This window comes from Moraxella sp. CTOTU48268 (assembly GCF_032069585.1).
Taxonomy (GTDB): domain Bacteria; phylum Pseudomonadota; class Gammaproteobacteria; order Pseudomonadales; family Moraxellaceae; genus Faucicola; species Faucicola cinerea.
Window position 1 is genome coordinate 1 of sequence record NZ_DAMALV010000054.1, and the last position, 11,216, is coordinate 11,216.

11 protein-coding genes and 2 rRNA genes are annotated in these 11,216 nt (G+C 43.6%); 6 read left to right on the forward strand and 7 right to left on the reverse strand.

Annotation, left to right across the window (positions count from 1 at the left end; all coding sequences use genetic code 11):
* Positions 1-60 precede the first annotated feature (60 nt).
* Positions 61-1,038, reverse strand: a complete 978-nt coding sequence (rarD, locus tag RT143_RS11650) for an EamA family transporter RarD (RefSeq protein ID WP_313093196.1) — start codon at positions 1,036-1,038, stop codon at positions 61-63.
* 174 nt (positions 1,039-1,212) lie between these two features.
* Here rarD and RT143_RS11655 point away from each other — a divergent pair, with 174 nt between their 5' ends.
* Entirely contained in the window at positions 1,213-1,680 is a 468-nt protein-coding gene (locus RT143_RS11655) for an Lrp/AsnC family transcriptional regulator (protein ID WP_062331430.1), read from the forward strand.
* Between the two features lie 7 nt (positions 1,681-1,687).
* Here RT143_RS11655 and RT143_RS11660 read toward each other — a convergent pair whose 3' ends face one another.
* From RT143_RS11660 to RT143_RS11670, 3 genes are all read right to left on the reverse strand, one after another.
* Positions 1,688-2,155 (reverse strand): threonine/serine exporter family protein, encoded by a 468-nt coding sequence (locus RT143_RS11660; protein ID WP_204155784.1) that lies wholly within the window; start codon positions 2,153-2,155, stop codon positions 1,688-1,690.
* A gap of 48 nt (positions 2,156-2,203) precedes the next feature.
* Positions 2,204-3,091, reverse strand: coding sequence for a threonine/serine exporter family protein (locus RT143_RS11665; protein WP_313093198.1), 888 nt, complete (start codon positions 3,089-3,091; stop codon positions 2,204-2,206).
* Positions 3,092-3,163: 72 nt separating this feature from the next.
* The gene (locus RT143_RS11670) at positions 3,164-3,601 is read right to left on the reverse strand and encodes a GNAT family N-acetyltransferase (RefSeq protein WP_313093201.1); all 438 of its coding nucleotides are present in this window, start codon (positions 3,599-3,601) and stop codon (positions 3,164-3,166) included.
* A 272-nt stretch (positions 3,602-3,873) separates the two neighbouring features.
* On the opposite strand from RT143_RS11670, the gene RT143_RS11675 reads away from it, so the two are divergent.
* The 5 genes from RT143_RS11675 to RT143_RS11695 all read left to right on the forward strand — a co-directional run bounded on the left by RT143_RS11675 (position 3,874) and on the right by RT143_RS11695 (position 9,708).
* A complete protein-coding gene (locus RT143_RS11675) occupies positions 3,874-6,255 on the forward strand; it encodes a YgiQ family radical SAM protein (protein WP_313093202.1) in 2,382 nt (793 codons plus the stop codon).
* A gap of 66 nt (positions 6,256-6,321) precedes the next feature.
* Positions 6,322-6,507 (forward strand): hypothetical protein, encoded by a 186-nt coding sequence (locus RT143_RS11680; protein ID WP_309576008.1) that lies wholly within the window; start codon positions 6,322-6,324, stop codon positions 6,505-6,507.
* A complete protein-coding gene (locus tag RT143_RS11685; RefSeq protein WP_313093204.1) occupies positions 6,497-7,606 on the forward strand; it encodes an LPO_1073/Vpar_1526 family protein in 1,110 nt (369 codons plus the stop codon). Before RT143_RS11680 ends, RT143_RS11685 begins: the two co-directional genes overlap by 11 nt.
* Before the next feature lie 111 nt (positions 7,607-7,717).
* Entirely contained in the window at positions 7,718-7,930 is a 213-nt protein-coding gene (locus RT143_RS11690) for a DUF2905 domain-containing protein (RefSeq protein ID WP_313015613.1), read from the forward strand.
* Positions 7,931-8,043: 113 nt separating this feature from the next.
* Positions 8,044-9,708, forward strand: a complete 1,665-nt coding sequence (locus tag RT143_RS11695) for a vWA domain-containing protein (protein ID WP_313093206.1) — start codon at positions 8,044-8,046, stop codon at positions 9,706-9,708.
* Positions 9,709-9,779: 71 nt separating this feature from the next.
* On the opposite strand, the gene upp is transcribed toward RT143_RS11695, so the two are convergent.
* From upp to RT143_RS11710, 3 genes are all read right to left on the reverse strand, one after another.
* Positions 9,780-10,415 (reverse strand): uracil phosphoribosyltransferase, encoded by a 636-nt coding sequence (gene upp, locus RT143_RS11700; RefSeq protein ID WP_313093208.1) that lies wholly within the window; start codon positions 10,413-10,415, stop codon positions 9,780-9,782.
* A 162-nt stretch (positions 10,416-10,577) separates the two neighbouring features.
* Positions 10,578-10,691 (reverse strand): 5S ribosomal RNA (rrf, locus tag RT143_RS11705).
* A gap of 98 nt (positions 10,692-10,789) precedes the next feature.
* Positions 10,790-11,216, reverse strand: a 23S ribosomal RNA gene (locus RT143_RS11710); the annotation flags it as partial.

The following is an 11,216-nucleotide window of genomic DNA, read 5'->3' on the forward strand; positions in this document are numbered from 1 at the left end:
CGCTCTAGCCTTTGCTTATCATTGGCTGAAGCTTTGAATGTTCAACAGAACCTAGCTTACCTAGTCACAAATAGCGGTTGAGTGGTTATTTTTGGACGCTCGCATTGCATTTACGATCATCAGCAATACCCCTGCCCAAATTAAAGCAAAACTGGCAATCATGGTACCATTGACAGCTTCATGCAGCACAAAAATGGACAATAAAAACATCAGCGCAGGTTCAAGATAACTGAGCATACCAAAGGTGTTCATCGGCAACACCTGACTTGCTTTGAGGTTGGTCTGCATGGCAAGCGCACTAATCATACCCAGTCCAATCAATAACAGCCCCATTGTCATTGACCCAGTGACTATCGATATACTGCTGTTTTGCCATAATAAAAAACCTAGGGCAATCGGTGCAATCACTGACAAATCAACGAACAGCCCCAACAGTGCCGGCACCCCTTGCCAGCGGCGCAGTCCATAATAAATCGGATAAGTCAAACACACCCATACAGTGACCCACGATACACTCCCCGCGAGCCAAAATTGCAATCCCACCCCTGCTGACGCAGCGATAATCGCCGCCCACTGCAATCGATTTAAGATTTCTTTAAACACCACACAGCCCATCAGTACCATCATCAAGGGAAGCAAAAAATACCCCATTGCGGTATTGACCGCCTGTCCATTGATAGGCGCCCACATAAACAGCCATAGCTGACTTGCCAAAATCGGTGTCGGCAACAGCAATAAAATCCATTGTTGTGTGTTTAATGCCATCAAAAACGCTTTGAGTTGCCCAAAACTTTGCGTCACGGCCAACAACCCCACCAACCCAAACCACATCGCCACCATGCGCCACAAAAAAACTTGCGTGCCTGACAACGGCGCAAGCCAGTGACTATACAGATACAGCACGCCAAACAACACATTAGAAATCAATGCCAACACCACCCCAAAACGTAACTTTTTGGCAGCGGTAGCGGGCTGAGAAGTTGTTGCCTTGGGCTGGACAACGATAGACGATGGTGATAAAACGTTGGAGACTGACATAATTGACCTTGTTATATTTTTGCTTTTGCGGTTAAATTGCCAAGCAGTATAACAATTATTTTTGGTAAATTATTTCAAAATACCCCTATTTGTGATAATTTAATATTAATATAAGATAAATTTGCTATATTTTTCTCAATTTGTCTTATTGTATATTTTTAGAAGGACATGGCTATGATTCATGAAATCGATGATATCGATAAACGTATTTTAAACTTGTTGCAAGAAGATGCGACGCTACCGCTTAAGAACATCGCCGAAAAAGTGCATGCATCGGTAGCGACCTGTCAGCGCCGTATCCAAATGATGACAGAGACCGGGGTGATTACTCGCCAAGTGGTGATTGTCAACCCCACTGAATTGGGCTTTGATTTAAGCGCGTTTGTGCTGATTGAAATGGAAAAACAAAATACCGCGCTGCAGCATGGCTTTGAGCGCCTGATGAACCGATTGCCCAACGTGATGAGTTGTTATGAAATCTCAGGGGATTATGACTTTTTGCTATTGGTACATGCCAAAAATATGGCGGAATATCACCGTTTTACCCGTGATAATTTAACTTATGAAAACAATGTGCGACGCTTTAAAAGTCAATTTGTGATGAATTTCTCCAAGGTAGGCACTAAAATCCAGTTAGATTAATACGACATCAGACAATGGGCTTAGTGCGATACCAAAATGACGTCGGCAACGAAATGCCAAACACCAACGCAGCGGTCACAAATATCGCATTGAAGCTAAAATCCATCATTTGGGTAAATACTTGTGGATTGTAGCCATAGTAGCCTAGCTGTACAAAGCTAATCATGGCTTTGTACGCGGTAATCCCCGGCATCATACACAGCATGGCAGGCACCAAAATCATCTTTGGGGTAAGTAAATATTTTTTTGCCAAATAAATTGCCACAAACGATGAAATACCCGCTGCCACAAACGTCGCTAGTATCAAATTGACTGATAGCTGTTTTAATAGCTCTCTAAGTCCGTAACCCAGCATGGTCAACAATAAGCATTGCCAAATATAGCGGCGCGGCACATTGACAAGCAGTGTCCAGCCAAGCGTCATCAAGCAAGCAAAAGTTGCTGCGCGTATCAAGGCAATCGCATCAATCGCCATTTTTCACCCTACCCAATATTGGCAATAAAATTTTATCAAACGCTTTCATCAACCCACGCCCCAATGACTGATATTTAGTAGTAGCAATGACAGCACGATGCCGATACAGCTCGATAACGTCAAGATAATCACAAACATAAAGCGCCCGATACCGATGTTCATATACCCTTTGAGCATATCCGACAACGAATTTATCAAAGGAAAACTGGGAACCAACCAAAGCACACTTGACGCCATAGCAATATGCGGGTCGTTACCAATCCCCAATAACAGCGCGGTACTGGCGAAGATGGAGCCAAAACACGCCGCTATAAGCGCGGATATAAAGGGATTAAAGTTGCGGTTACTCAGCCATAGCCGCAGCGAATACCCCATCATGCTCGCAATAAAAGTCACCAAACACACCAGTACATCGCCCCCTGCCAAATACGCAAAGCAGGCACACGCCACACCGACCATCGTCGCGATCATCTTGGCAGGATAAGTGTCCCGATCAATCTCATCAAATCGATAAGTCGCATGCTCTAGGGTACTCGTCACCGGCATACTTTCCAAATCCAGTACAATTCGCTGAATTTGCACAATGATATTGACATTGATGGCATGGGTGGTTGACGCGCGCAGGGTAGTAATACATCGGTTATTATAAATTGTGGTGATGGTCAAACCATTGTAGGCAATCCCACACTCCACGCTAGCCACCCCCAACGCTATCCCCAATCGGCGGCACAAATCTGTTACCGTTGCCGACTCTGCCCCATATTGCATAAGTAGCAGCCCACAGCGCACACACAGACGGGTGATTTGCTGCTGGTGTTCATACGCCATATACGGCAACCGCCGTCTAGGCTTCGGCTCTGTCGGCGGCGAAAGCTGGGTAGGCTCAGGTGTTAGCGGATCAAGCGCTTCTAAGGCATCAGCAAAGGTATCACTCATAACGCGCTACAAAAAAGTTAAGAAAGCTATAGTTTACCACCAAAGTTTTGGGGCAGTTATAAAAAATCTTATTTATAAAGTATGCCGATACTGCACAAAATCCGTCTTTTTAGCGATATCGTCGTACAGACGGCGAGCGGAAACGTTGCCTTCTTGAGTGACCCAATAGACCCGATTACAGTTTTTATCTTTAGCAAATTGATAGACACATTTGATCAGCATTCTTCCCACACCTTTACCACGCCCATTTTCTTTGACGAACAAATCCTCAAGATAGCAACAGTCTGTGGTATTCCATGTATTTGGATGCAATACAACATGTACAAAGCCGATAAGCTTATCATCCACAAATGCCCCGAAACCAAAAATGGGTGATGTTTCGTCAATGATTTTTTGCCAAGTATTTTCCGTAGTCGCTTGGGGTAGATCTGTTTGATAAAATTCTAAATAGCCCTGCCACAAGGCTTGCCAGTTAGTTTTATCCTGTGCAGTTAGTGGTAAGATTTGCATTATCAATTATCCTTATATTTAGCTTTTGCCAACAAAAAAAATACTACCAATAAAATTATCGCCTAAAGTCATCGTGATTAAATAGTTTATGGTAAGTAAAAAATTTTCAACGCTTATTATAATGTAATTACTTGCAAAAAATTTTGTCTAATAGCCAATAAAATTCCGACTAATTTAATCAGGTTTTTTTGTTATTTCGCCCTATAAACCCCCATCGCAAAATTGATTCATGATAAAATGAGCCATATTCATTTTATTTAATATCCAAGCCTATGTCCGCCGAAACTATTGCCAACAAAGCCTTTAAACAAGGTACCAAAGCCCTATTTGACTATGACAAACACTGGGCAAGCTGCTTTGAGCCTGCGCCATTTTTGCCGATGAGCCGAGCCGAAATGGACGCCCTTGGTTGGGATGCCTGTGATGTCATTATCGTCTCAGGCGATGCCTACGTCGATCACCCAAGCTTTGGTATGGCAATCATCGGCAGACTGTTAGAGTCGCAAGGCTTTCGCGTCGGTATCATCGCCCAGCCAGACTGGACAAGCAAAGACGCTTTTATGACCCTTGGCAAACCGACCATCGCCTGGGGCGTCACCGCAGGCAATATGGACAGCATGATTAACCGCTACACCGCCGATAGACGCATTCGCAGTGACGATGCCTACTCGCCAGACAATGCCCCCGACAAACGCCCCGACCGTGCGGCTGTGGTATATAGCCAGCGCTGCCGTGAAGCCTATCCCGATGTGCCCATTATTTTGGGCGGGATTGAAGGCTCGCTGCGCCGTATCGCCCATTATGATTATTGGTCAGATAAAGTGCGACGTAGCATTTTGATGGATAGCCGCGCTGATATTTTGCTGTATGGCAATGCCGAGCGCGCGATTGTCGATGTTGTACATGCACTAGCCAAAGGTTACCGTTTTGAAGACCTTGCCAAAGTGCGTGGCACCGCGTATCTGTCGACACAAACCAAAAAACACTGGCAACACGATATGATAGAAATCGCCAGTAACGACGTCGACACCGTTGGGCGCGTTGACCCGATTATCAATCCGTATGTGATGATGGAAGATGTGGGCGACTGTCACATCGAACAAGAAAAAACCCTTGAGAGTCAGTACAAAGGGTTTGTGGCGGATAAAGTCGAGCACAAAGTGCTCAATGCTGATAAGGTCGCTGAAAGCCAAGACATCCAAGTGGTTAACCTCAAAGACCCCAATAAAAACGCCTTAAAACACAAACGCCCGTTGCCGCCCCGTGACAAAACCGTGATTCGCTTGCCCGACTTTGAGCAGGTCAAATCCGACCCGGTACTTTACGCCCATGCCAACCGTATTTTGCACCTAGAAACCAATCCGCATAACGCCCGCGCCTTGGTGCAGCGACATGGCGACATTGATGTATGGCTCAATCCGCCGCCGATTCCACTTACCATGGAAGAGATGGATTATATCTTTGATTTGCCGTATGCCCGTCTGCCCCATCCTAGCTACGGCAACGCAAGAATTCCTGCCTACGATATGATTAAATTATCAGTCAATATCATGCGCGGCTGTTTTGGCGGCTGTACCTTCTGCTCGATTACCGAACATGAGGGACGGATTATCCAAAACCGCTCAGAAGAATCTATCTTGGGCGAAATCAAAAAAATCCGCGACACCGAGCCGTCATTTACTGGGGTAATTTCTGACCTTGGCGGACCGACTGCCAACATGTACCGTCTGCATTGCAAAGACGATGCCATTGAGAAAAACTGCCGCAAACCCTCCTGCGTGTATCCCGATATCTGCGACAACTTACTCACCGACCACAGTCATCTCACCCAACTGTACCGTAAAGCTCGTGACATCAAAGGGGTGAAAAAAATCCTGATTGCATCAGGCTTACGCTATGATTTGGCGGTCAAAGACCCCGAATATGTCAAAGAATTGGTCACCCACCATGTCGGCGGTTATCTCAAAATCGCCCCTGAACATTCCGAAACCAATGTACTCTCCAAAATGATGAAACCGGGTATGGGGACGTACGATACTTTCAAGCAGATGTTCGACAAATACAGCCGTGAAGCAGGTAAAGAGCAATATTTGATTCCGTATTTTATTGCCGCGCACCCTGGCACCACCGACACCGACATGATGAACTTGGCGATTTGGCTCAAGCGCAATGGCTTTCGTGCCGACCAAGTACAAGCCTTTTACCCAAGCCCAATGGCAACTGCTACTACCATGTACCATACTGCCAAAGACCCGCTGCATAAAGTCACCCGTGACAGCGACGGCGTGGAAATCGTCAAATCGGGCAAACAGCGTAAACTCCACAAAGCGTATCTACGTTACCACGACCCCAAAAATTGGGCGCTGCTGCGTCAATCGCTTAAAGACTTGGGGCGTGAGGATTTGATTGGGCATGGCAGTCAGTGTTTGATTCCGCCGTACAATCCCAAACTTGAGGGTGAAGATGTTTACCAATCAGCCCGTAAGAAAAATAGTTCTGCCGCTGGTGATTCGGTCAAACGTACGAATAAAGATAGTACTGCAAAAAAATCGGGTAAAAAACCTACGCCAAGCAGTTTTGGTAAAAAACCGAATCCGAAAAAGGGTAATTTCCAAACCCAACATACAGGCTTACCACCGAGAAAAAATAAATAGTAAAAATTCTTGAATTCACCCAAAGCGACTATATGTTTACAAAATACTTATTATTTGGAGCAATATATGTTAGCTTTTGCGGAATGGTTTTTTGATGGCTTAGGTACAGCAATCATTACTTTGATTATTGGTTTAATTACTGGTGGCGCAGTTGGTTATAGGGTTGGTATTAAAAATACTATAAATCAAAAGCAATCAGCAGGTGATAATTCTACTCAAACTCAAGTAGGTAGAGATTATCATGCTAAGTAACTCTTTATTTAACTCTGACTCTCAAAATCAAAAAGCTGGTGATAATTCTACTCAATTACAGATTTCTAACCTTATAATCGGTATTGATGAAAAAAGAGCGCGCGAAATCTTTAATGAGATGATTTTGTTATCAAGAGAGGGTTTCTCGCAGGAGGCTATTAAAGAGGCAAATATTAGAATAGAAAAACTCGAGAACAGGTTATTAAATAAAATTTCTCAAGATATAACTAAATTAAGTGCATTTGCTGATCCAGACTTTCAGATGTCTCTAGTCGATGCTCAAAAATCAGCAACTCGTTCTGAAAGACAATCTGACTATGATTTATTGTCTGAGCTTTTAATTAGTAGAATTAATAAGGGATATAACAGGAATATCAAGACAGGTATAAACAGAGCTATACAGGTAGTGAACGAAATTACGGATGAAGCATTGTTAGGAATAACCGTTTTCCATTCAGCTTCTAGTTTTTTACCTGCCGTAGGTAACATAAGTCAGGGACTTGATCTTCTAGATAAACTTTATGGAATGCTAATCTATACTGATTTACCTTTGGGTGATGCTTGGTTAGATCAGTTAGATGTTTTAAATGCAATAAGAATAAATAATTTAGGTGATTTTAAAGATTTAGTTGATTTCTATAGTGAGCGTCTCCCAGGATATACCAGTGTAGGTATAGGCAAAAATTCTGAACAGCATCACGGGGCTACTTTATTGCTGCAAGAAAATAACATACCTTTTAATATTTTAGTTGATCATGAACTAATTGAAGGGTTTGTACGTTTGGATATAATTAATAGGGAAAGGATTAATGAACTAGAATTTATATCCACTGATAATAGGTTTCATAAAATTCCATTAACCGAAACTCAGAAAAATGTTTTATTTGAAATTTATGATACATATAATCAAGATCCAAATCTAAAACAACAGATTTTAAATAAATTTAAAGAATTCTATTTTTTAAGACCAAATTTAGCTAAACTACATAATTGGTGGTCGCAATTCCCTTACCATTTTCAAATTACTTCTGTAGGGAAAGCTTTGGCTCATGCAAATTCACAAAGATGCGATAACACTTTACCGCCTTTAGAATCATAACCAAAAAAAATAGTTACATCATTATCACAGCTGAACTACTAAATACTGATATTTTAATTTTTAAAAACAGATAGAATACCAGTCATTATAAAAATAAAAGGTTATAGAAAAATGGCAAAGATTCTTATTGGGCTCGGCATTTTATTTTTAATTATTGGTGCAATTTGGCTATTTTTCCCAAACGCCTTTAATTGGTTCGGTCGTATGCCTGGCGACGTTAATTACCGCTCCGAAGGCGGCGGCTTTAGTTTTCACTTCCCCATCGTCACCATGATTATCGTGAGTATCATTCTTACTATTATTCTTAATCTATTTAACCGCTGATACCGCGCTAACCACAGCCATTTCTAGCGGGTTTTATCGCAAAAAACTGTCTTTTTAATCAAAAAATGTCGTAAACTGTAATTACGCCAGTCACGATTGAAAAGGAGTTAGTCATGCAGCGCGACATTTTTAAGCCAACACTATTGAGCCTTGTCATCGCCCAAAGCTTATTGACGGCTTGTAGCCCCTCGCCATCAAATAACCGTGATACCAGCCCTGCCACACCCGTTATTGCCCAACCAACCGTTATTGCTCAACCAACGCCCGTGGTTGCTGCGCCTAGCATGATGATGGATGCAGCAGCAATGAGCAAGATGGTACGCTACTCACCCATCATGCCGATGTCGATACCACACAATAATAGCGAAAAATATCAGCACCTTGCAGTCAACCCTATTCACCAAACCGCCACCGATGCCGTTGCCACCTTTAGTATCGATACCGACACGGGCAGCTACGCCAATGTGCGCCGTTTTCTCAACAATGGGCAACTACCGCCCACTGACGCGGTGCGTATTGAAGAGCTTATCAACTATTTTAACTATGACTTTTCACAAGCCAAGCGCCTTGCCAATGCCCCTTTTTTGGTAAGCACGGAAACAGTTGCCGCACCTTGGCGTACCGCCAATCGTATCATCAAAGTAGCTATCAAAGCGGATGACCCTACCATCACCAAACAAAGCGTCTTACCGCCTGCCAACTTGGTATTTTTGGTGGATGTGTCAGGCTCGATGTCAGACAACGATAAATTGCCACTGGTCAAATCTTCGCTAAAAATGCTCACCAAGCAATTGAGGTCGCAAGATACCATCAGTATCGTGACCTATGCAGGTCGCACCCAAGTGACGCTTCCTGCCACTAAAGGCAGTGATACCGACAAAATATTAGCCGCAATTGATAGCCTAGATGCCAGTGGTTCGACCAATGGCGAAGCAGCGATAAAGTTGGCTTATCAACAAGCAAAAATCCACTATAAAAAAGACGGCATCAACCGCATTTTGATGATGACCGATGGGGATTTTAATGTCGGTGTATCGGACGTCGATGAAATGCTAGATATTATCCGCCGTGAACGTGATAGCGGTGTGTCACTTTCCACGTTTGGCTTTGGTGAAGGCAACTTAAACGATCACATGATGGAACAAGTCGCGGATAACGGCAACGGTAACTATAGCTACATTGATAGCCTGTCTGAGGCCAAAAAAGCCTTGGTAGATGAAATGTCAGCAACCTTCAATACTGTGGCAAAAGACGTCAAAGTCCAAGTGGAATTCAATCCCCAGACGGTTAAAGAATGGCGCTTAATTGGTTATGAAAATCGTGTCCTTGAAAAAGAAGATTTTAACAACGATAAAGTAGACGCAGGTGAGCTAGGTGCAGGCAAATCTGTGGTTGCGCTGTTTGAAGTTACCCCTATGGGGCAGCAAGGTTGGCTAGACGATAGCCGCTACCAAGCTTACCCTATCAATCACACACGCAAAAATACTGAGCTGGGGCTTTTAAAACTTCGCTATAAAGCCCCAAATAGCAACACATCAACGCTTTTGACCCTGCCCATTAGCAATAATACCCAACAGCCGAGCAGCGAGATGGCATTTGCGCTAAGTGTGGCAAGTTTTGGCGAAACCCTCAAGCAAAGCAAATACCTCGGTAATTGGCAACTAAACGACAGCAAGCGGCTCGCCCAAGCCAATATCGGCAACGACCCACAAGGTATTCGCCGCGAATTTATTAAGCTTATCGATTTAGCCGATAGCTTACAACCGACCAAAAAATAGCCACTATAAAACTGTCAATAAAAAGCTAGATAAATCATCTAGCTTTTCTCCTACTTTTACTGTTTTGCACCTCAGTGCTGTTTTGTACCAAAAATTTTATCCCCTGCATCCCCAAGCCCTGGGATAATATACCCCTGTTCATTTAAATGACTATCGAGTGCTGCGGTAAAAATCTTCACATCAGGATGGGCATCATTCACCGCTTTCACCCCTTCAGGCGTTGCCACTAATACCAAGGCTTTAATATCTTTGCAACCGTGTTTTTTCATCATATCAATCGTTGCTACCATACTACCGCCCGTGGCAAGCATAGGATCTAAAATCAACGCAGGACGCTCATTAATATCTTTGACCAACTTTTCAAAAAAAGGCACGGGCTCAAGGGTATCCTCATCACGTTGCAGTCCAACCATCGAGATTTTTGCAGTAGGAATAAGGTCTAACACCCCATCAAGCATTCCCAATCCTGCACGCAAGATAGGTACGACAGTGACGGTTTTACCTTTGATTTGAATGCCCTCAATTTGGTTGCCTTCCCAGCCCTGAATACTGATTGTTTCTATGGGAAAATCACGACTTGCTTCATACGCCATCAAACGGGCAAGTTCTTTAGTCAAGGTACGAAATTTATAAGTGCTACTATCTGCCTCGCGCATCAAGGATAATTTATGCTTAACTAAGGGATGGTCAATAATGGTAATTTGCATGGTAACACTCGCTTTTAAATTTCACACCAAAAATTTTCGCCTATTTTACCCAAAGTCTGCGATAAAAACATTAATTTTCTATTCTGAGTTTTTCTCTGAGTCTTTCAGGGAAGCAAAAAAACACCCCTCTTACATCAGTAAGGGGGGTGATTTGGAATAGGGAGCTGACGATGACCTACTCTCACATGGGCGAACCACACTACCATTGGCGCATTGGAGTTTCACTTCTGAGTTCGGGAAGGGATCAGGTGGGACCTCCAAGCTATTATCGTCAGCAAAGGGGGATAGAGGAATGAGTTAATTTAAAAGTAAAGTATAAGCTATATCAAGCGAGGTGAATATCGTTATTACCTACAAAGCCATTTAGGCGTTGTATAGTCAAGCCAAACGAGCAATTAGTATTGGTTAGCTACACATATCACTATGCTTCCACACCCAACCTATCAACGTCGTAGTCTACAACGGCTCTTTAGGGAAATCTAATCTTAAGGTGGGCTTCCCGCTTAGATGCTTTCAGCGGTTATCCCATCCGAACATAGCTACTCGGCAATGCGACTGGCGTCACAACCGAAACACCAGAGGTTCGTCCACTCTGGTCCTCTCGTACTAGGAGCAGATCCTCTCAAATTTCCAACGCCCACGGTAGATAGGGACCGAACTGTCTCACGACGTTCTAAACCCAGCTCGCGTACCTCTTTAAATGGCGAACAGCCATACCCTTGGGACCTGCTTCAGCCCCAGGATGAGATGAGCCGACATCGAGGTGCCAAACACCGCCGTCGATATGAACTCTTGGGCGGT